18 protein-coding genes are annotated in these 19,801 nt (G+C 68.5%); 9 read left to right on the top strand and 9 right to left on the bottom strand.

The window, feature by feature from the left end; genetic code table 11:
• Nucleotides 1-2: 2 nt before the first annotated feature.
• The gene (locus ED92_RS22245; protein ID WP_037341661.1) at nucleotides 3-1,892 is read left to right on the top strand and encodes a translation factor GTPase family protein; all 1,890 of its coding nucleotides are present in this window, start codon (nucleotides 3-5) and stop codon (nucleotides 1,890-1,892) included.
• Between the two features lie 59 nt (nucleotides 1,893-1,951).
• Nucleotides 1,952-2,695 (top strand): GAF and ANTAR domain-containing protein, encoded by a 744-nt coding sequence (locus ED92_RS22240; protein WP_037341660.1) that lies wholly within the window; start codon nucleotides 1,952-1,954, stop codon nucleotides 2,693-2,695.
• Here ED92_RS22240 and ED92_RS22235 read toward each other — a convergent pair.
• Both ED92_RS22235 and ED92_RS22230 read right to left on the bottom strand, forming a co-directional pair.
• The gene (locus ED92_RS22235) at nucleotides 2,692-3,831 is read right to left on the bottom strand and encodes a Gfo/Idh/MocA family protein (RefSeq protein WP_037341658.1); all 1,140 of its coding nucleotides are present in this window, start codon (nucleotides 3,829-3,831) and stop codon (nucleotides 2,692-2,694) included. The two genes, ED92_RS22240 and ED92_RS22235, sit on opposite strands and share 4 nt — an antisense overlap.
• A gap of 88 nt (nucleotides 3,832-3,919) precedes the next feature.
• A complete protein-coding gene (locus tag ED92_RS22230) occupies nucleotides 3,920-4,291 on the bottom strand; it encodes a MerR family transcriptional regulator (protein WP_037342533.1) in 372 nt (123 codons plus the stop codon).
• Nucleotides 4,292-4,355: 64 nt separating this feature from the next.
• Here ED92_RS22230 and ED92_RS22225 point away from each other — a divergent pair, with 64 nt between their 5' ends.
• Nucleotides 4,356-5,582, top strand: coding sequence for an MFS transporter (locus tag ED92_RS22225; RefSeq protein WP_037341655.1), 1,227 nt, complete (start codon nucleotides 4,356-4,358; stop codon nucleotides 5,580-5,582).
• Here the strand turns inward: ED92_RS22225 and ED92_RS22220 are convergent.
• Nucleotides 5,503-6,399 (bottom strand): LysR family transcriptional regulator, encoded by an 897-nt coding sequence (locus ED92_RS22220; protein ID WP_037341651.1) that lies wholly within the window; start codon nucleotides 6,397-6,399, stop codon nucleotides 5,503-5,505. The two genes, ED92_RS22225 and ED92_RS22220, sit on opposite strands and share 80 nt — an antisense overlap.
• A gap of 87 nt (nucleotides 6,400-6,486) precedes the next feature.
• On the opposite strand from ED92_RS22220, the gene ED92_RS22215 reads away from it, so the two are divergent.
• Nucleotides 6,487-7,815: an aspartate aminotransferase family protein gene (locus ED92_RS22215; protein ID WP_037341647.1), complete on the top strand. Its 1,329-nt coding sequence runs from the start codon at nucleotides 6,487-6,489 to the stop codon at nucleotides 7,813-7,815.
• A 65-nt stretch (nucleotides 7,816-7,880) separates the two neighbouring features.
• Here ED92_RS22215 and ED92_RS22210 read toward each other — a convergent pair whose 3' ends face one another.
• Both ED92_RS22210 and ED92_RS22205 read right to left on the bottom strand, forming a co-directional pair.
• A complete protein-coding gene (locus tag ED92_RS22210) occupies nucleotides 7,881-8,651 on the bottom strand; it encodes an alpha/beta fold hydrolase (protein WP_235213345.1) in 771 nt (256 codons plus the stop codon).
• A gap of 48 nt (nucleotides 8,652-8,699) precedes the next feature.
• Nucleotides 8,700-9,566: a bile acid:sodium symporter family protein gene (locus tag ED92_RS22205; RefSeq protein WP_037341643.1), complete on the bottom strand. Its 867-nt coding sequence runs from the start codon at nucleotides 9,564-9,566 to the stop codon at nucleotides 8,700-8,702.
• Between the two features lie 143 nt (nucleotides 9,567-9,709).
• On the opposite strand from ED92_RS22205, the gene ED92_RS22200 reads away from it, so the two are divergent.
• A complete protein-coding gene (locus ED92_RS22200; protein ID WP_037341640.1) occupies nucleotides 9,710-10,255 on the top strand; it encodes a DM13 domain-containing protein in 546 nt (181 codons plus the stop codon).
• Here the strand turns inward: ED92_RS22200 and ED92_RS22195 are convergent.
• Nucleotides 10,252-10,881, bottom strand: coding sequence for a TetR/AcrR family transcriptional regulator (locus ED92_RS22195; protein ID WP_037341637.1), 630 nt, complete (start codon nucleotides 10,879-10,881; stop codon nucleotides 10,252-10,254). The genes ED92_RS22200 and ED92_RS22195 overlap by 4 nt on opposite strands.
• A gap of 60 nt (nucleotides 10,882-10,941) precedes the next feature.
• Between ED92_RS22195 and ED92_RS22190 the strand changes: the two genes are divergently transcribed.
• The 3 genes from ED92_RS22190 (at nucleotide 10,942) to ED92_RS22180 (ending at nucleotide 14,665) form a co-directional block, all read left to right on the top strand.
• On the top strand, nucleotides 10,942-11,373 hold the full coding sequence (locus ED92_RS22190) for an RpiB/LacA/LacB family sugar-phosphate isomerase (protein WP_037341626.1): 432 nt from the start codon (nucleotides 10,942-10,944) through the stop codon (nucleotides 11,371-11,373).
• Between the two features lie 261 nt (nucleotides 11,374-11,634).
• Complete coding sequence (locus tag ED92_RS22185; protein WP_037341623.1) at nucleotides 11,635-13,275, top strand: glycosyl hydrolase family 18 protein; 1,641 nt, start codon at nucleotides 11,635-11,637, stop codon at nucleotides 13,273-13,275.
• Between the two features lie 37 nt (nucleotides 13,276-13,312).
• Entirely contained in the window at nucleotides 13,313-14,665 is a 1,353-nt protein-coding gene (locus tag ED92_RS22180; RefSeq protein WP_369797431.1) for a cellulose binding domain-containing protein, read from the top strand.
• A gap of 273 nt (nucleotides 14,666-14,938) precedes the next feature.
• Here ED92_RS22180 and ED92_RS22175 read toward each other — a convergent pair whose 3' ends face one another.
• On the bottom strand, nucleotides 14,939-16,708 hold the full coding sequence (locus tag ED92_RS22175) for a chitinase (protein ID WP_037341617.1): 1,770 nt from the start codon (nucleotides 16,706-16,708) through the stop codon (nucleotides 14,939-14,941).
• A 243-nt stretch (nucleotides 16,709-16,951) separates the two neighbouring features.
• On the opposite strand from ED92_RS22175, the gene ED92_RS22170 reads away from it, so the two are divergent.
• Entirely contained in the window at nucleotides 16,952-17,584 is a 633-nt protein-coding gene (locus tag ED92_RS22170; protein ID WP_037341613.1) for a sigma-70 family RNA polymerase sigma factor, read from the top strand.
• Here the strand turns inward: ED92_RS22170 and ED92_RS22165 are convergent.
• Together ED92_RS22165 and ED92_RS22160 are read right to left on the bottom strand one after the other, a co-directional pair.
• On the bottom strand, nucleotides 17,581-18,228 hold the full coding sequence (locus ED92_RS22165) for a response regulator transcription factor (RefSeq protein ID WP_037341610.1): 648 nt from the start codon (nucleotides 18,226-18,228) through the stop codon (nucleotides 17,581-17,583). The two genes, ED92_RS22170 and ED92_RS22165, sit on opposite strands and share 4 nt — an antisense overlap.
• Nucleotides 18,225-19,772 (bottom strand): GAF domain-containing protein, encoded by a 1,548-nt coding sequence (locus ED92_RS22160; RefSeq protein ID WP_052120785.1) that lies wholly within the window; start codon nucleotides 19,770-19,772, stop codon nucleotides 18,225-18,227. The genes ED92_RS22165 and ED92_RS22160 overlap by 4 nt, the downstream gene beginning before the upstream one ends.
• Between the last annotated feature and the right edge of the window lie 29 nt (nucleotides 19,773-19,801).

The following is a 19,801-nucleotide window of genomic DNA, read 5'->3' as shown; positions in this document are numbered from 1 at the left end:
CCATGAAGTACCTGAACCTCGGAATCCTCGCCCATGTCGACGCCGGTAAGACGAGCCTGACGGAGCGCCTGCTCCATCACACCGGCGCCATCGGCACCCTCGGCCGCGTCGACGCCGGGGACACCCGCACCGACACGATGGAGCTGGAACGCCGTCGCGGCATCACCATCCGCTCGGCCGTCGTGTCCTTCCGCGTCGGCGACCTGCGCGTCAACCTGATCGACACCCCGGGCCACCCGGACTTCATCGCCGAGGTCGAACGCGCGCTGCGGGTGCTCGACGGCGTCGTCCTCGTCGTGTCCGCCGTCGAGGGCGTGCAGGCGCAGACCAGGGTGCTCATGCGCGCGCTCAAGCGGCTGCGGATCCCCGTGCTGATCTTCGTCAACAAGATCGACCGGGCGGGCGCCCGCCACGACGGCCTCCTGGCCGACCTCGCCGAACGCCTCGACGTCGCCTGCGTGTCGATGTCGGAGGTCGACGGCCTCGGCACGGCGACCGCGAAGGTCCGGCCGCTCTCGCCGTCGGCGGAGCAGGCCGAGCAGCTCGCCGAGCACAGCGACGCCTTCCTCGCCGCGTATCTCGAAGACGCCGTGACGGCCGACGATTACCGGGCCGAGGTCGTCCGCCAGATCAGGCTCGGCGCGGTCTCCCCTGTCTACTTCGGCTCCGCACGCAGCGGCGAAGGGATCGCCGAACTGACTTCGGGTATCCGTGAATTCCTTGGCGGTGCTGGAAAATCCGCGCCGGACGATCGATTGCGCGCCGCCGTGTTCAAGATCGAACGCGGCCGCGCGCACGAGAAGATCGCCTATGTCCGCGTGTTCTCCGGCGAGATCGGCGCGCGGGACCACGTCCGGTTCCATCGCCCTGGCGGGGCGGTCACGGCGGAGGCGAAGGTGAGCGCGGTGCGCGTCTTCGAACTCGGCGACGAGACCGTCGAGGCCCGCGCGAGGGCCGGGCAGATCGCCAAGATCACCGGGCTCAAGGAGATCCGGATCGGCGACCTCCTCGGCGTCCCCGAAGACGACGGTGTGTCCCCACAGTTTCCCCCGCCCGCCTTGGAAACCGAGGTCGTCCCGGCCGACCCCGCCGAGACGGCGTCGGTGTTCACCGCACTGCAGGAGCTGGCGGAACAGGATCCGCTGATCACCGTCCGGCAGGACGACGAGACCCGCAAGATCTCGGTGCGGCTCTACGGCGAAGTGCAGAAGGAGATCATCGCGGACACACTCGCCACTGAACACGGCCTCGACGTCGGCTTCAGCCTCACCCGGCCGGTGTGCGTCGAACGGCCGATCGGCACGGGGCACGCGGTGTGGCTCATCACGGAGAAGCGGAATCCCTTTTTCGCGACGGTCGGCCTACGGGTCGGCCCGGGCGCCCCCGGATCCGGCCTGACCTTCGGCCTCGACGTCGAACTCGGCTCCCTCCCGCTCGCGTTCCACAAGGCCATCGAGGAGACCGTCGACGCGACACTGCGGCGGGGCCCGTCCGGCCGGGAGGTGATCGACTGCGTGGTGACCGTCACCCACACCGGGTACTTCAGCCCGGTCAGCGCGGCGGGCGACTTCCGCAAGGTCACCCCGTTCGTGCTGGAAGAAGCGCTGCGGGACGCGGGGACCGAGGTGCTCGAACCGGTCAGCCGCGTCGAGGTGGAACTGCCCGCGGACTCGGTGACCGCGACGCTCTCCAGGCTGGTCGAATGCGGCGGGCTCGTCACCGGTTCGGTGGTGCGCGGTGACCGGGCCGAGCTGACGGGGGTGCTGCCGCTGGGCGAGGTCGCCCGGTTCGAGCAGCAGCTGCCCGGTCTCACGCACGGCGAAGGCCTGATGACCACCGAACCGGCGGGCCACCGGCCCCGGGTTAGCCCGAATCGGCCAATGCCCGGCTAGCCGGAACGAGTACGTTCTTGGTGGACGGCGAAATCCGCCGTCCGAGGGAAAGGGCCACGATGGATCAGTTTCGCGACACCGCTTCGGCGTTGCGGGAGCTCACGGAGTCGATGCGGCTCGACGAGCCCCGTGACGAGTTGCTGGAACGGGTGGCGAAGAAGGTGGTCGGCCTGCTGCCCGGAGCGGACGCGGCCACGGTGACGCTGTACTCCGACGGCGAGCCGAGCACCGTCGCCGCCACCGACGAGTCCCTGCTCCCCCTGGACAAGGCGCAGTACAGCGCGGACGAGGGCCCGTGTCTGAAAGCCGCCGAGAGCGGCACGATCGTGCGGACCCTGCTGGACGCCGACGCGGCCGAACGCTGGCCGGATTTCGCCGCCACCGCCGAACTGCTCGGCGTGCGGACCGCGCTGGCCTGCCCGTTGTTCGTCCCGGACGAGTCGCACTTCAGGCGGCGGGCGTCCGAGCCGCTGTCCGGCGCGCTCAACGTCTGGAGCTTCGAGGAGAACGCCTTCGATCCGGTGGAGGCGGCCCTGGTCGCGATGTTCACCTCGGCGATCTCGGCGATCATCCTGACCGCGTCCCGCTGGGCCGCCGCCGAACGGCAGGCGGAGACCCTGGTCGCCGCGTTGGAGACCAGGGACGCCATCGCCACCGCGAAGGGAATCGTGATGGCACGTCTGGAGCTGAACGCCGATGAGGCCTTTCGCTGGCTCACCGAGGCGTCGCAGCACACGAACCGCAAGATCCGGGAGATCTCGGTGCTGATCGCCGAGGATCCGAGCGCGGTCTTCGGGCGTTAGCCCAGCGAGATCCGGCGGCCCTCGCGTGAGGACTCGAGGCCGGCTTCCGCGAGCCTGATGCCGCGCACCCCCGCCATGAAGTCGTAGGGGTGCGGGGCGTCGTCCACGACGTGGCGGATGAACTGCTCCCACTGCGCGCGGAAACCGTTGCCGAAGTCCTCGTTGTCCGGCACTTCCTGCCACTGCGACCGATAGGACCGCGTTTCCGCCAGGTCCGGGTTCCACACCGGCTTCGGCGTGGCCTCCCTCGGCTGGATGACGCATTTGTGCAGACCGGCGACCGCGCTACCCTTGGTGCCGTCGACCTGGAACTCCACCAGTTCGTCGCGGTGGACCCGCACGCACCAGGACGAGTTGAGCTGGGCGATGACCCCGCCTTCGAGCTCGAAGATCGCGTACGCGGAGTCGTCGGCCGTGGCCGCGTACCGGTCGCCCTTCTCGTCGACACGCTCCGGGATGTGGGTGACGGCCTTCGCGGTCACGGCGTTGACGGCGCCGAAGAGGTTCTCCAGCACGTAGTTCCAGTGGCAGAACATGTCGACGACGATGCCGCCGCCGTCTTCGGCGCGGTAGTTCCAGCTGGGGCGCTGCGCGGCCTGCCAGTCGCCCTCGAAGACCCAGTAGCCGAACTCGCCGCGCACGGAGAGGATCTGGCCGAAGAAACCGCTGTCGATCAGGCGCTTCAGCTTGAGCAGACCGGGCAGGTACAGCTTGTCGTGGACGACGCCGTTCTTGACCCCGGCCGCCTCGGCGTGCCGCGCCAGCGCGAGGGCGCCTTCGACCGATTCGGCCACCGGCTTCTCGGTGTAGATGTGCTTGCCCGCGTCGATGGCGCGGACGATCGACTTCTCGCGGACCGCGGTCAGCTGCGCGTCGAAGTAGAGCGGGAGGTCGTCGTCGCCGAGCGCGGCGTCGAGGTCGGTGGTCCAGCGGGTCAGCCCGTGCCGGGTGGCGATCTCTTCGAGCTTGTCCGCGTTGCGCCCCACCAGGACCGGCTCCAGCTGGACCCGCGAACCGTCGGCCAGCTCGACCCCGCCGGCCTCCCTGATCGCCAGGACCGAGCGCACCAGGTGCTGCCGATAGCCCATCCGCCCGGTGACGCCGTTCATCACGACGCCGAGTTTCCGCGTGGTCATCCGTTCTCCTTTGAAAGCGCTTTCCTGACCACATCCTGAAAGCGCTTTCTCACCCTGTCAAGACCGATGCGAGGAAAGTCCCTCCGGCTCAGGAAGCGGGATCGTAGGCGCGCACGGCGTCGAGGTACTCGGTGATGGCGTCCCGGTTGCGGAGCAGGCATTCGGCCCGCCGGGTCATCCGGTCCCGCTCGGCCTCCAGGGTCTGGAGCATCTCCGCGGTCGCGTCCGGGAAGTAGATCTGCCGGGGTTTGTCCAGGCACGGCAGGATCTGCTTGATGATCCTGGTGGGCAGCCCGGCGTCGAGCAGGCCGCGCACCTGGATGACCCGGTCGACCGACGGCTCGGCGTAGTCGCGGTAGCCGTTCGCCAGCCGTTCCGAGATGATGAGACCCTGCTCCTCGTAGTACCGCAGCAGACGGCGCGACGTCCCCGTCCGCTCCGCCAGCTCCCCGATCCGCATGTGCGCCACCTCACTTCGGCCGACTTGACCTTCACATCTATGTGATGGTTCGAGCATACGGAGCATGACTTCGAAACTCCCGCTCGGCGCGCTGCTCGCGCTGACCACGGCGGCGTTCGTCACCGTCCTGACCGAGGCGCTGCCCGCCGGCGTGCTGCCCGCGATGAGCGCCGGGCTCGGCGTCGGCGAAGCGGCGACCGGGCAACTGGTGACGGTGTACGCGATCGGCACCGCACTGACCGCGATCCCCCTGTCCGCCGCGACCGCGGGCTGGCGCCGCAAACGTTTGCTCCTGGCCGGAGTGGCCGGGTTCGCCGTCGCCAACACGGTCACGGCGCTGTCCACGAACTATCCCCTGACCCTCGGCGCGCGGTTCGTCGCCGGGATCGCGGCGGGCGTGGTCTGGGCACTGCTGGCCGGTTATGCCCGGCGGCTGGCGCCGGAAGCGGTGCAGGGCAAGGCGATCGCCGTCGTGATGACCGGTATCCCGCTCGCGCTTTCGCTCGGCATCCCCGCCGGCACGTTCCTGGGCGGCGTCTTCGGCTGGCAGGTGACGTTCTCGCTGATGTCGGTGCTCGCGCTCGGCCTGCTGGGCTGGATCGCGGTGGGCGTCCCCGACTTCCCCGGACAGGACAAGAGCGGCAGGCTCCCGGTGCGCAAGACCCTCGCCGTGCCCGGGGTCGCCGCGGTGCTGTTCGTGACGCTGACGTTCGTGCTGGCGCACAACATCCTCTACACCTACATCGCCACCTTCCTCGAACACGTGTCGATGGGCGGCGCGGTCGACCGGATCCTGCTGGTGTTCGGGCTGGCTTCGATGGTCAGCATCTGGCTCGTCGGCGTCCACATCGACCGGCGGCTGCGGGCGCTGACCGTCGCGGGCACCGTGCTCGTGGCGCTCGGTGCGACGCTTTTGGCTCTGCTGGGCGGGAATCCGGTCTTGGTCTACGTCGCGGCGACACTGTGGGGGCTCGGCTGGGGCGGCGTGCCGACGCTGCTGCAGACCGCCGCCGCGCGGGCGGGTGACAAGGGCGGCGCGGCGGACACCGCGCAGGCCATGCTGGTCACCCTGTGGAACGCGGCGATGGCGGGCGGCGGGATCGCCGGCGGCGTCCTCCTCGACGGTTTCGGCGCCGGGTCGTTCCCCTGGAGTGTCCTGGTGCTGCTCGTGCCGACGCTGGCCGTGGTGCTGGTGGCGCGACGGCACGGGTTCACAGCGGCAGTTCCGGATGACTCCGGATCGCCTCGAGAACCAGGTCGACCGCGGCGCGAGGCGCGGACCCGCGCCTGATCGCCGCGGTGATGGAGCGGTCGACCGGCGTCGCGAGCTCGCGGGTGGCGACGCGGTACCGCTTGTCGACGGCGAGGCCGGGCAGGAGCGCGATCGAAAGCCCGGCCTCGACGTGCTGCAAGGTCATCATGTAGTTGCTGAACCGGGCGATCACGCGCGGCTCGAAACCGGCTTCGCGGCAGAGCCGGGTCGCGAGGTTCGCCATGTACGACTGGGGGATGTCGAACGCCCAGGGCTCGCTCGCGTAGGCGGCGAGGTCGGCGGGACCCCGGCCCGCGGCCGGATGGCCTGGCGGGACGACGAGCACGATCGGGTCGGTCGCGAGCGGCACCAGGTCGATGTCGGGCCCCAGCGGTTGCTCGACGAAATCCGTGGTCGTGACGATGACGTCGGCGTCGCCGACCCGGAGCGCGGGCATGCTGACGTGCGGTTCGAGTTCGAGCAGTTCGATCTGGAGGCTCGGATGCGACCGGGCCAGCCGGTTCACCGCGGGGACGGCGATGGTGTGGATCGCGCTCTGGAAGGCGCCGAGGCGGACGTGCCCCGCGGGCCCCTCGCCGAGGCCGCGCAACTCGGCCTCGACGGTGTCCATGTGGTCGAGGATCGCTCGCGCGCGGCGGGCCAGCATGCGCCCGGCCGGGGTCAACCGGACGCGGCGGCCGGTGCGTTCCAGCAGCCGCGTGCGGGTCTCGGCCTCGAGGACCGCCAGTTGCTGGGACACGCTCGACGCGCTCAGGTTGGCCGCCTTGGCGACCGCGCGGACGGTGCCGAGCGTGTCGAGCCTGCTCAGCAGGCTGAGCCTCCACGGATTGAGCATGGCACCCATTGTTGTACGGATCAGCCGAACAGCACAGCCGGAATTGTGAGCTGGACGTGTCGCTCGGCTCCGACTTACCGTCGGAACATGGCTGCTCCCCTCACCGACCTGTCCACCACCGACCGTTTCTGGGCCGACGCCGACCGGCATCTCGTGCGCTACGCCGGAGCTGGCGACTTCACCCGCGAGATCATCGACCACGCCGCCGGGAGCTACCTGTTCACCGAGTCCGGGCGGCGGATCCTCGACTTCACGTCCGGGCAGATGAGCGCGATCCTCGGGCATTCGCATCCGGAGATCGTCGAGACCGTGCGGCGGCAGATCGGCTCGCTGGACCACCTGTTCAGCGGGATGCTGAGCCGCCCCGTCGTCGACCTCGCGCGACGGCTGGCCGAAACCTTGCCGTCGCCGCTGGAAAAGGCGCTGCTGCTGACCACCGGCGCGGAGTCCAACGAGGCCGCGATCCGGATGGCGAAACTGGTGACCGGGAAGCACGAGATCGTGTCGTTCGCCCGGTCGTGGCACGGGATGACGCAAGCGGCGGCGAACGCGACCTACAGCGCGGGCCGCAAGGGTTACGGCCCGACCGCGCCCGGCAACTTCGCCATTCCCGCGCCGAACTCCTACCGGCCCGACTTCCTCGGCCCGGACGGGGAACTGGACTGGAAACGCCAGCTGGACTTCGCGTTCGAGATGATCGACGCCCAGTCCGTCGGCAGTCTGGCGGCGTGCATCGTCGAACCGATCCTGAGCTCCGGCGGGATCATCGAGCCGCCGGTGGGCTATTTCGCCGCGCTGCAAGAGAAATGCCGGGAGCGCGGGATGCTGCTGATCCTCGACGAGGCGCAGACCGGCTTGTGCCGCACGGGAAACTGGTACGCCTTCGAACGCGACGGCGTCGTCCCCGACATCCTCACGCTGTCCAAGACGCTGGGCGCCGGACTCCCGCTGGCCGCCGTGATCACCAGCGCGGAGATCGAGCAGGAGGCGCACGACCGCGGCTATCTGTTCTTCACCACGCATGTCGCGGACCCGCTGGTGGCGGCCGTCGGGAACACCGTGCTCGACGTCCTCACCCGCGACCGCCTCGACGAACGCGCCACCGAACTGGGCGCCTTCCTCCGCCGCGGCCTCGACGACCTCGCCGCCCGTCATCCCGTCGTCGGCGACATCCGGGGGCGGGGCCTGCTGGTCGGCGTGGAACTCGTCGTGGACCGCGCCACGAAACGGAGCTCCGACGAACTGGGCGCGCTGGTCACGCGGCGCTGCCTCGAATTGGGGCTGCACATGAACATCGTGCAGTTGCCGGGGATGGGCGGGGTCTTCCGGATCGCTCCGCCGCTGACGGCCACCGAAGACGAGCTGGCGGAGGGGCTGGCGGTGCTGGATCAGGCGATCGGGGACGCAAGCGCGTAAAGGCAAGCCGGTCTTGGGGCGCGTTGGTCGTGAGTGGCGTTTCGGGTTAGAACCCGAAACGCCACTCACGACCCGCTGAACTCCCGAAGCAACCGGGCGACCTCGCCAGGCCGCTCCAAGAACGGCGAATGCCCGGCGCCTTCGACGACCTCCACCCGCGCCCCGACCGCCGAGTAGCGCGCGAAAGTCTTGTCACAGTCGTAAAAGCGGTCCCTGCGCCCGAGAATCACCAGGCACGGCAGCCCCAAGGCGGCCACTTGCGCATCCAGAGGACGAAATGCGAGCAGTCGCGCGCGTTCCACGAGTACCACCCGGGCCATCGCGGGCGCGGTGACCGCGTGATCGGCCAAGTCCTGCAAAGGATCGTCGAACCAGCCCGCTCGGCGGAACCGCGAAGCGAACCGCACCCACGGACTGTGAGCCACGAGCCGTACGAGCGCGCTGGCCATCGGCAGCAGAACCGAACTGCCTGGCGGAAAGGACGCGTAGCTGTAATCCGGTGCCTGCCCGATCAACACCACGGAACCCACCCGCGACGAGATTTCGGCCAGCGCCAAGGCGACATCCGCACCGAAGGAGTGACCGGCGACCAGAACGTCCTCGACGCCCAGCTCATCGAGAACACCGGCGACCATGCGCGCCTGCGACACCGCGTCGAGCCCGGACGAACCACCGGTGCATCCGTGTCCCAGCAGATCCACCCGGATCACGTGATGCGCCGAGGACAGGCCGAGGGTGAGCCGGTCGAACCAGTGCACCGACCCGCAATACCCGTGCAGCAACACCACCGGCGGCCCGGCGCCGTCCTGGCGCACATGGACGGCGACGCCGTTCACGTCGAGGATGTCACCGATGGGGGAACGAGCCACACTCCCAAAACTAGCTCAGACCGATGCGCTCTCCCGGCTGCGGGACAACAGGAAGGCCGCGATCCCGGCGGGCAGGAACATGAGCACGCCGTAGACCCCGGCGGGCACGGCCATCGCCTTGTCGCCGAGCACGGAGAACGCCACGGCGATCGCGAGGGTGGCGTTGTGCACACCGATCTCCATGGCGGACGCGATCGCCTGCCCGCGGTCCACCCGGAACAGCCGCGGCACGTAGTACCCGATCGCGAGGCTGAGCACGGAAAGCGCCAGCGCCACCGGCCCGAGCGTGCCGATGTTGTCCACCAGCGTCCGGAACTCCTGCGCGATCGCGGCCGCGATCACCAGCACGAGCACCACGGCGGAGCCGATCTTGACCGGTTTGCGCATCCGCTCGGCCCAGGCGGTGAACCGGTGCCGCACCGCCATCCCGAGCACGACCGGGATCAGCACGATCGCGAAGACCTGCACGAACTTCGCGGGCTGGAGCCCGACCGAGGCGCCGCCGTCGAGGAATTCGGCCATCGACAGGCCGACCACCAGCGGCAGGGTGAACACGGCCAGTACGGAGTTGATCGCCGTGAGCGTGACGTTGAGGGCGACGTCGCCGCCCGCGAGGTGACTGAACAGATTCGCCGACGTGCCACCGGGCGACGCGACGAGCAGCATCATGCCGACCGCGAGCACGCCTTCCAGCCCGAACAGCACGATGAGGCCGACACAGATCACGGGCAGCACGATCATCTGGCACACCAGCGCGATGACGGCGGCCTTCGGGTACTTCAGCACCCGCGTGAAGTCGCCGACGGTCAGGGTCAGCCCCAGCCCGAACATGACGAGCGCCAGCGCTATCGGCAGGAGGATCGAAAACATCGCCGAACCCATCGAGGGGCCTCCGTCCGATATGCCCTTTTCAGATCGGCAATCGTGTCAAGCGGCGAGAACCCGGTCAAGCCACCGAAACCCAGACGTGACCCGTAAGAGTTCGGTAACCGCACTCTTCGCCCCGCGCGAGGTTGAATGAACGCATGAAACGCAAGCGGGTACTCGCCGTCGTGGCGGCCGGACTGGTGGTGGCGGTGGCCGCGGGTCTCTACTGGTTCCAGCCGTGGAAGCTCTGGGTGAACGAGACGGTCCAGGAGGCGCTGCCCGTGGCCGAAACCACGGCCCAGCCCACCACCCAAGCCACCGGAAGTGCCACACCCGCACCGAAAGAGCCCACGGTCGTGGCGACCGGCACGCTGATCAGCCACGAGCACGCGACCACCGGTGACGTCCGGATCCTGCGCGCGGCCGACGGAACGCTGGTGCTGCGCTTGGAAAACCTCGACACGAGCAACGGCCCGGATCTGCGGGTCTGGCTCACCGACGCGCCGGTGCTCCCCGGCAAGGACGGCTGGTCCGTGTTCGACGACGGCGCGTACGTGAGCGCCGGGAAGCTCAAGGGCAACAAGGGAAGCCAGAACTACACGCTGCCGGCGGGCACCGATCTGGCGCGCTATTCGAGCGTGACGATCTGGTGCGACCGGTTCAACGTCTCCTTCGGCGCGGCCGAGCTGGCCAAAACCGTTTAGGCGAGCCGGTCCACGGCGTACTCCATCTCCGCGCGGACCGCCCGCAGATCGATTCCGCCGGGATCGATGATCGAGGCCACGGCGATCCCCCGCAGCTGCCCCACCAGCGCTGCCGCGTACGCGTCCGGGTCGCGGACGCCGGTGATGGACCTGTCCGCGAGTCCGGCGGCGACGGTCTGCGCGATGGCGAACCGGTAGCGCCGATCGGCCTCGGTCATCGCCGACCGCACGGCCGGATCACCGACGGTCGCGTCCGTCCAGAGCACCACGAACGCGCGGTTCAGCGGCGGCATGTCGGTGAGCAGCTCGAAGAAGATGTCCAGCAGGGCGCGCAGCATGTCCATCGGGCTGGGTGTCAGGCCGCCGGTCCGCGTGGCGACGGCGGCGCTGAAGGCGTCGGCGAACTTCTCCGCCGCGAACTCGACGAGCCGCTGCACCAGCGTCTCCTTCGAGCCGAACAACTGGTAGACGACGCCGCTGGGATAGCCGGTCCTGGCGCAGATCATGCCGATCTTGAGCCGGGCGAAACCTGCCTCGCCGATCAGGCGGGCGGCGGTTTCGAGAATCCGTGTCCGTGCGATCTCCTGGTCACGCTGGACCTGGTGCTCCTCCGCAGACGAGTCCACGCCGAGATCCTCCCATGACTTCGGGTTCGTCACCTGTCGACGCGGCGTTACGATCCGGACATGAGGATCGCCTTCGCCGCCGACGACCGGAACGCCACCACGGACGCCGTCCAGGCGTATCTCGCCGAGGCGGGTCACGAGGTGCTGCGCCCGGCGGCGTCGGACGTCTGGCCGGAACTCGGTGCGGCGGTGGGCCGGGCGGTCGCGGACGGTGAGGCCGATTTCGGCGTGGTGATGTGCTGGACCGGGACGGGCACGGCGATCGCGGCCAACAAGGTGCCCGGGGTCCGCGCCGCGCTGGCCTGGGACACCTGGATCGCCGCGGGCGCGCGCAAGTGGAACGACGCGAACGTGCTGGCACTGAGCCTCAAGCGGCTCGCACCCGACGTGGCCGTCGAAATCACCGACGTGTTCCTTTCCGGCGTCCTGCCCGACCCCGACGAATCCGCGAATATCGCCCGGCTCGGCGAAATGGACGAGTTCCGCCGCTGAACGGCAGCGGACCAGTGAACGATTAACGCTGTCGAACGTATTAGGCCGTTAGCAGGAAAATCACCACTCTACGTAGTGATGCTTCCCATATTGGTCCAGACCACGTACCGTCTCCCGCAACAAAGCGTTCCGCATGGAGGTGGTCGATGAAGACTCATCCCCGCCTGCCCGGTTTCGGCCGAGGCAACGCGATGTCGCCGATTTCCCTTTGACGAAATCATCTCCAAGATCATTTCCCGGCACCGGGTTGTAAGGAGTGAAATGTCGAGAAAAAGATGGCATCTGGTCGGCCTGTTCACGGCCGTCGCGGCGCTCGCGGTCGGTCTGGTGACCGTCCCGGCGAACGCGGCGGGCGGGGTCGGAGCCACCCTGACCAAGGGCTCGGACTGGGGGTCCGGCTGGGAAGGCAAGTACACGATCACCAACAACTCGGGATCCAGCCTCAGTTCCTGGACTCTCGAGTTCGACCTCGCGGCGGGACACTCGATCGCTTCGCTGTGGGACGGCAGCTACACCGTCTCCGGCCAGCACGTGACCGTCAAGAACACCTGGAACGGCAACCTTTCCAACGGTGGCTCGACCAGCTTCGGCTTCAACGTCAAGTACTCCGGCACCTACACCGCGCCCGCCAACTGCAAGATCAACGGCGGTTCCTGCGACCCGGGTGGCGGCAACCCGACCACGACGCCGACCACACCGACCACCACGACGTCCAATCCCCCGACGTCGACCAGCACGAGCAACCCGCCGACCACCACCACGACTTCGAACCCCAACCCGGGCGCGAAGAAGAACCTCGGCTACTTCGTGCAGTGGGGCGTCTACGGCCGTAACTACCACGTGAAGAACATTCACACTTCCGGTTCCGCGGCCAAGCTGACGCATATCAACTACGCGTTCGGCAACGTCACCAACGGTTCCTGCACGGCGAACGACGACACCTACGCCGACTACGACAAGTTCTACGACGCCGGGTCCAGTGTGGACGGTGTCGCGGACACGTGGGACGCGGGCGCGCTGCGCGGTAACTTCAACCAGCTGCGCAAGCTGAAGAAGATGTACCCGGGCCTGAAGGTGCTGTGGTCGTTCGGTGGCTGGACCTGGTCCGGCGGCTTCGGCCAGGCGTCGAAGAACCCGACCGCCTTCGCGGAATCCTGCTACAAGCTGATCAAGGACCCGCGCTGGGCCGACGTCTTCGACGGCATCGACATCGACTGGGAGTACCCGAACGCCTGCGGTCTCACCTGTGACACCAGCGGTCCCGCCGCGATCAAGAACGTGGCACAGGCGCTGCGCACCAAGTTCGGCTCCTCGTTCCTGGTCACCGCCGCGATCACCGCGGACGCCAGCAGCGGCGGCAAGATCGACGCCGCCGACTACGGCCCCGCCTCGGCGTACTTCGACTGGTACAACGTCATGACGTACGACTTCTTCGGCGCTTGGGCGGCGCAGGGCCCGACGGCCCCGCACTCGCCGCTGACGTCCTACCCCGGCATCCCGCAGCAGGGCTTCAACTCCGACGACGCCATCCAGAAGCTCAAGGCCAAGGGTGTCCCGGCGAGCAAACTGTTGCTGGGTATCGGTTTCTACGGCCGAGGCTGGACCGGCGTCACCCAGGACGCCCCGGGCGGCACCGCGACCGGTGCGGCGCCGGGCACGTACGAGGCGGGTATCGAGGACTACAAGATCCTCAAGAACAGCTGCCCGTCGACCGGCACGATCGCGGGTACCGCGTACGCGAAGTGCGGCAACAACTGGTGGAGCTACGACACTCCCGCCACCATCAACGGAAAGATGGGCTGGACCAAGAACCAGGGTCTCGGCGGCGCGTTCTTCTGGGAGCTCAGTGGCGACACCTCGAACGGTGAACTGGTCACGGCCATGCGCAATGGCCTGAACTGAGAGGTTGACTGTGGCTAAGCGGACTTGGATCCAGGCCATCGGCCTGTCCGCCGCTGCCGCAACGGCCGGCGCGGTCCTCGTGATCGCGCCGGCCTCCGCGGCCGGCGGCGTCGGTGCCGCCTTCAGCAAGGGCTCCGATTGGGGCTCCGGCTGGGAGGGCAAGTACACGATCAGCAACAACTCGGGATCGAGCCTTCCCGCCTGGACGGTCGAATTCGACCTCCCGGCCGGGCACTCGATCGCTTCGCTGTGGGACGGCAGCTACTCGGTCTCCGGACAGCACGTGACGGTGAAGAACACCTGGAACGGCAACCTTTCCAACGGTGGCAGCACCAGTTTCGGGTTCAACGTCAAGTACTCCGGCGGTTACGTCGCCCCGGCGAACTGCAAGATCAACGGTGGCTCGTGCGATCCGGGCGGTGGCGGCCCGACCACGACGCAGACCACGCCCACCAGCACGACCACGACATCGACGTCGACCTCCCCGACGACCACCACGAGCAACCCGCCGCTGCCCGGCGGCCGTGGCGCGCCGTATCTGTACATGGGCTGGGGAAGCCCGCCGAACCCGCAGACGGTGATGAACGCGACCGGGATCAAATGGTTCACGATGGCGTTCATCCTGTCGTCCGGTGGCTGCAACCCCGCTTGGGACGGCAGCCGTCCGCTGCAGGGCGGCGTCGACGCGAACGCGATCGCGCAGATCAAGGCCGCGGGCGGGCAGATCGTGCCGTCCTTCGGCGGGTGGAGCGGCAACAAGCTCGGCCCGAACTGCTCGACACCGGAAGCGCTCGCCGGCGCTTACCAGAAGGTGATCGACGCCTACGGTCTCAAGGCGATCGACATCGACATCGAGAACACCGATGAATTCGAGAACGCGGCCGTGCAGGACCGCGTGCTGAACGCGCTGAAGATCGTGAAGGCGAACAACCCCGGTATCCAGACCATTCTCACCTTCGGCACGACGACCACCGGCCCGAACTCCTGGGGCCAGCGGCTCATCGACCAGTCGAAGGCGCTGAACGCCGGGATCGACGTCTACACGATCATGCCGTTCGACTTCGGTGGCGGCGCGGACATGTACGGCAACACGATCAACGCCGCGAACGGTCTGCGGGACAAGCTGAAGTCGACCTTCGGGTGGAACGACGCCACGGCGTACGCCCACCTGGGCATCAGCGGGATGAACGGTCTTTCGGACCAGCGGGAACTGACGAGTCTCGACACCTGGACCCGGATCACGAACTGGTCGAAGACCAACAAGATCGCCAGGCTGGCGTTCTGGTCGGCCAACCGGGACCGGGGCTGCCCGAACGGCGGGGTCGCCGAGAACTGCAGTGGTATCGCACAGAACGACTGGGACTTCACGCGGATCACCGCGGGCTTCTGACGTCCCTTTGCTCCCCGAACTGCGGGCCCGCACCGATGCTGCACGGTGCGGGCCCGCTCCCTTGTGCCCGCATTTCGTCCTCTGAATGCGATCGTTGCACGCGCAAGGATCGCATTCAGAGGACGAAATGCGGGCGTCCTTCGCTGGGATCCGGGTGCGGCGCCTGCAAGCCCTGAGTACGTGAAGGCCCCCTTCACTGCGTCTAGCGCAGTGAAGGGGGCCTTCACGTACTTGCGGGACCACAAGCGACGCGTTTAGTCCTCTGAATGCGGATCAGGGCAAGGCGTTCAGGAACGGCTCATGGGCGTTCTGGAACTCCCATCCGTAGTACCGGTCCCAGTTGATCGACCACGTCATCAGCCCCCGCAGCGCCGGCGAAGCACCGCCACGCAAGGAATACGACCCACATCCGGAGTTCTTCACCAGGCAGTTCAGCGCCGAATGCACCGCCGCCGGGGCGGTGTGCCCGTTGCCCGCGCTCACCGCGGCGGGCAGGCCGAACGCGATCTGGTCCTCCCGCAGCCCCGGGAACCGGAATCCGGTCGACGACACCGTGAAACCCGCCTTGATCATGTCGGTCATCGCGATGTGGAAATCCGCGCCGCCCATGAAGTGGTACTGGTTGTCCAGGCCCATCACCGGTCCGGAGTTGTAGTCCTGGACGTGCAGCACGGTCAGCGCGTCCCGCATCGCGTGGATCACCGGCAGGTACGAACCAGTCCGGTTGTCGGCGCCGCCGAGGCCGCCGTAGTACTGGTATCCGGTCTGCACGAAGAACGTCTCCGGCGCCATCGTCAGCACGAATCCCGCGCCATAGCGGGCTTTCAGCGTCTTCAACGCCGAAATGAGATTGACGATCACCGGCGTGGTCGGATTGCGGAAATCGTTGTCGCCGGAGTTGAGGTACAGCGAGTGGCCCTCGAAGTCGATGTCGAGCCCGTTCAGCCCGTACCGGTCGATGATCGCGGACACCGAGCTGACGAACGCGTCGCGCGCCGCGGTCGTGGTCAGCTGGACCTGGCCGTTCTGGCCACCGATGGAGATCAACACCTTCTTGCCCTGCGCCTGCTTCGCGCGGATCGCGGCGATGAAGTCCGCGTCGCTTTCCACGGTCGGGCATTCCGCGACCGGGCACCGCGTGAAGCGGATGTCGCCGGAGGTCACCGAAGTCGGCTCACCGAAGGCCAGGTTGATGATGTCCCACGCCGCCGGGACATCGGCCATCCGCGTGTAGCCGGACCCGTTGGCGAAACTCGCGTGCAGGTAGCCGATCAGCGCGTGTTTCGGCAGGCCGGTGTCCACGCAGCCGGAGGTCGTGGCGCCCACCTCGGTGGTCTTCGGCGATTCGCCCGCGCTGTTGTACGCGGCCACCGAGTAATTGTGCGACGAACAGGCCGTCAGCCCCGAAATCGTCGCCGAAGTCCCGGTCACCGTCGCGACCACGGTCCCGCCCTCGTACACGCGATAGCCGGTCACCGTCCCCGCCGAGGCGCCCCACGACAGCGCGATCGACGAGTTCGTCACCGTGCCGACGGCCGGGTTTCCCGGGGCCGGCGGCGCGCCGGGAGTGCCACCGCCGGGTCCGTCGAGGCTGATGTCGTCCGCGTAGAAGGTGCCCGATCCGTACCAGCCGTGGACGTACACCTCGGCCGTCGTCTGCGTGGCCGACGTCGTGAACGAGAGCGAGAGCTGCGTGTACGAGGTCGCCGCGGTCCAGGTCGACGGCCCGCCCGTGACGCCGAGGTACACCGGGTTCCCGTTCACCCAGGCCGAAACCGCGTAGGTCGTGTTCGGCCGGACGGATACCGTCTGTGCGCATTTCCCGATCGTCGAGCCGGGCGTGACCGAAACGGCGTAACCGCCCGAACGGACCGGTGTGCTCACGGCCGCGCCCGCCGCGCAGGACCAGCCGGAGGTCGAACCCGCCTCGAAACCGGGATTGAGGAGCAGGTTGGCCGCGTTCGCGGTGCCCCCGCCGGTGATCAGGCCGGTGAAGGTGAGCACCAAAACGGCCAGAAATGCCATGGATCTGGAACGCCTCATCGCGATTCCTCCGTGAAAGGGCGGCCTGCCGCCGCGCTGGGCTAATTGTCTAGACCAATCTGGCGAAAGTCCATACCCCGCGCCCACCAGGGTCCAAAGACCCGACTACTCCGGGCTCCTATACCGGTGTGACGCGCGGGCGCGCTCCGTAACGTCGGAAGGGCCAAAGAGGGCTGGGGGCTTTCGGGAGGTGGGGATGATGGGAACGCACAGGAGCGTGCCGAGAACGGGCGATCCGGCGTGATGACGGTGTCCGAAGCAGTGCGCCCCACCTACGTACCCCGGCCGGGGGAACCGGACGGCGAGCTGATCCGTGCGGCGATCAGCGGTGACCGGCGGGCCGTCGAGAGCCTGCTGGCCCTGCTGCGGCCGATCGTGTTCCGGTACTGCGCGGGGAGGCTGGGCGCGACGACACGCGGCGTCGCCGGCGCCGAGGACTGCGCGCAGGAGGTCCTGATGGCCGTCCTCGTCGCGTTGCCGCGCTACAGCTACCAGGACAACAGCTTCCTGCCGTACGTCTTCGGGATCGCTTCGCACAAGGTCGCCGACGTCCGCCGCAACCTCGCGCGCGACCCGTCCGCGCCGGTGCCCGATCCGGAGCCCGAACAGGACGGACCGTGGAACCCGACGTTCGAAGAGGTCGAGAGGGCGGATCGCGGCCGCCGGCTGTCCCGGCTGTTCGAGGTTCTTTCGGCGAAGCAGCGCGACGTGCTGGTGCTGCGCGTGATCCACGGATACAGCGCCGAGGAGACCGCGGGCGCGCTGGGCATGGCGAGCGCGGGCGCGGTCCGCGTCACCCAGCACCGCGCCCTCAACGAACTGCGCCGTGTGCTGCGCGAGGATCCCGATTTCGCCGGTGGGTTCACCTTCTTCTAGGAAGAGGACTTACGGCGCTGGGTCGCGTAGACGGCGGCGGCGGTGCGCCGTTCGAAGCCGAGCTTGTGCAGCAAGGACGACACGTAGTTCTTGACCGTCTTCTCCGCCAGGTACAGCTTTTCCGCGATCTGGCGGTTGGTCAGCCCGTCGGCGATGTGGTCGAGCACCCGCCGCTCCTGCGGGCTCAGCTGTTCGTACCGCGGGTCCGGGACATCGGTCTCGCCGCGCAGCCGGTTCATCACCGACGCCGTCAGCGTGCTGTCCAGGAGCGATCCGCCCGCGGCGACCGTGCGGACGGCCTTGACCAGCGCGCCCCCGGAGACCTGCTTGAGCATGTAACCCGCCGCGCCCGCCATGATCGCGCCGAACAACGCGTCGTCGTCCGAATAGGACGTCAGCATCAAGCAGGCGGGCGGTGGGTCGATGGACGCCCGGATCTCCCGGCAGACACTCACTCCCTCACCGTCCGGCAGCCGGACGTCGAGCACCGCGACCTGCGGTTTGACGGCGGGGATCCGCACGTACGCCTCGGCGGCGGTGGACGCTTCGCCGACCACGGTGAAATCGTCCTCGGCCTCGAAAACGGTTTTGAGCCCGGTGCGCACGAGTTCGTGATCGTCCAGCAGGAACACCGAAATCGTCATCCCACACTCCCCTGTCGGGCCGGCAGTTCCACCGACCAGTCGAGCCTCGTGCCGCCTTCGGGCCGCGCCTCGACGCGGAACGTCCCGTTCCACCGGGCCGCGCGTTCGGCGAGGTTCACCACCCCGCTGCGATGGCCGGGTTCGGCGGGCATGCCGACCCCGTCGTCCACCACCGAGAGTTTGAGCCACCGCCCGTCGCGATCGACCGCGACGTCGACCGAGACCGTCGACGCCGCGGCATGTCTGACCACATTGGACAGTGCTTCGCGCAGCGTCGCGATGAGGTCCGAGCGGACCGTGTCCGGCACGGTGGAATCGAGCGGCCCGTCGAACCCGACCCGGGGCTCCGACGCGCACCCCGCGTCCAGCGCGACCCGCAGCAGCTCCGACCGAAGGCTGCCCTGCGCCTCGGCCGGTTCCTGCAGGGAGAAGATGCTGTTGCGGATCTCGCGGATGGTGCGGTCGATCTCGTGCGCGAAGCCGGTCACCCGGTCGGCGACGGCGGGTTCGCTCGCGAGCCTGCTGAGCCCCTCCAGCCCGAGCCCGATCGCGAACAGCCGCTGGATCACCAGGTCGTGCAGGTCGCGGGCGATCCGGTCGCGGTCTTCGAAGACGGCGAGCCGCTGCCTGTCCTGTTGCGCGCGGGCGAATTCGACCGCGAGCGCGGCGTGCGCGGCGAAGGTCTCGGCCAGCTGGACGTCGTAGGCGGAGAACGGGGTCCGGTCGCGGAACTTCGCGACCAGCAGGACACCGAGCTTCTCCTCGCCGACGATCAGCGGGACGGCGACCGTCGAGTCGAGATCCTTGATCGCCGCGGGCATCACGGCGCCGCGATCGCCCTGGTACTCGACCACCTTCTCGCCGTAATCCCGGACCACGACGGGTTTCCCGGTGGTGAACGCCATCCCGGTCGCGGTGCCCTCGGTCGGCACGGCGATACCGGCGAGCTTGTCCGAGTCCGGGCCCGGCGGCTCGACGATCTCGAAGACCAGCTGCCCGTCGCCGCGTGGCCGGGCCACCGCGCCCGCGGTCCCGCCCGCGACGACGCGGGCGCGTTCGGCGATCAGGCGGAGGGTCGCGGTCAGATCCTGGTCGGTCAGGAGCGCGCCGGTGACGTGGTACGAGGCTTCGAGCCAGCGCTCGCGCCGCTGCACCTGGTCGAACAGCGCGGCGTTCTCGATCACCACACCGGCCGCCGCGGTGAGCGCGACGAGCAGGTCGTCCTCGGATTCGGTGAACTCCTCACCGTCCGGTTTGCGGGCCAGGTACAGCATCCCGAAGATGCGGCCGCGCATCCGGATGGGCACCACGCGGGCGTCGTCGTCGGACGGCGGCCGCTCCCAGGCTTCGCCGAAGCGGATGAACTCGTCCGAATCGAGCACGCTGAGCGCGCCGAACGGCGCCCCCGTCAGCTCGCAGGCGGATTCGACCATCCGCCGCAGGACGTCGGACAGGCTGAGATCGTGGGCGATCCCCGCCACCGCGTCCAGAATCCTGGGCGCCTTGGCGTCACTCGCCGCACTCACCCGCCGCACCGCCGTCACCGTCCCGGAGTAACTCCCCGGGCAGAGGG

Origin of the sequence: Amycolatopsis sp. MJM2582 (genome assembly GCF_000754115.1) — a bacterium.
In the GTDB taxonomy this organism is placed as follows: domain Bacteria; phylum Actinomycetota; class Actinomycetes; order Mycobacteriales; family Pseudonocardiaceae; genus Amycolatopsis; species Amycolatopsis japonica.
The sequence above is the reverse complement of the archived record's forward strand: the minus strand, read 5'-3'. Positions and strand labels throughout refer to the sequence as shown.

Coding starts and splice junctions, on each gene's coding strand:
- ED92_RS22240 (WP_037341660.1), top strand. CDS start 1,952: ATGGATCAGTTTCGCGACACCGCTTCGGCGTTGCGGGAGCTCACGGAG.
- ED92_RS22225 (WP_037341655.1), top strand. CDS start 4,356: ATGACTTCGAAACTCCCGCTCGGCGCGCTGCTCGCGCTGACCACGGCG.
- ED92_RS22220 (WP_037341651.1), bottom strand. CDS start 6,399: ATGCTCAATCCGTGGAGGCTCAGCCTGCTGAGCAGGCTCGACACGCTC.
- ED92_RS22205 (WP_037341643.1), bottom strand. CDS start 9,566: ATGGGTTCGGCGATGTTTTCGATCCTCCTGCCGATAGCGCTGGCGCTC.
- ED92_RS22190 (WP_037341626.1), top strand. CDS start 10,942: ATGAGGATCGCCTTCGCCGCCGACGACCGGAACGCCACCACGGACGCC.
- ED92_RS22245 (WP_037341661.1), top strand. CDS start 3: ATGAAGTACCTGAACCTCGGAATCCTCGCCCATGTCGACGCCGGTAAG.
- ED92_RS22230 (WP_037342533.1), bottom strand. CDS start 4,291: ATGCGGATCGGGGAGCTGGCGGAGCGGACGGGGACGTCGCGCCGTCTG.
- ED92_RS22215 (WP_037341647.1), top strand. CDS start 6,487: ATGGCTGCTCCCCTCACCGACCTGTCCACCACCGACCGTTTCTGGGCC.
- ED92_RS22235 (WP_037341658.1), bottom strand. CDS start 3,831: ATGACCACGCGGAAACTCGGCGTCGTGATGAACGGCGTCACCGGGCGG.
- ED92_RS22185 (WP_037341623.1), top strand. CDS start 11,635: ATGTCGAGAAAAAGATGGCATCTGGTCGGCCTGTTCACGGCCGTCGCG.
- ED92_RS22170 (WP_037341613.1), top strand. CDS start 16,952: ATGACGGTGTCCGAAGCAGTGCGCCCCACCTACGTACCCCGGCCGGGG.
- ED92_RS22200 (WP_037341640.1), top strand. CDS start 9,710: ATGAAACGCAAGCGGGTACTCGCCGTCGTGGCGGCCGGACTGGTGGTG.
- ED92_RS22175 (WP_037341617.1), bottom strand. CDS start 16,708: ATGAGGCGTTCCAGATCCATGGCATTTCTGGCCGTTTTGGTGCTCACC.
- ED92_RS22165 (WP_037341610.1), bottom strand. CDS start 18,228: ATGACGATTTCGGTGTTCCTGCTGGACGATCACGAACTCGTGCGCACC.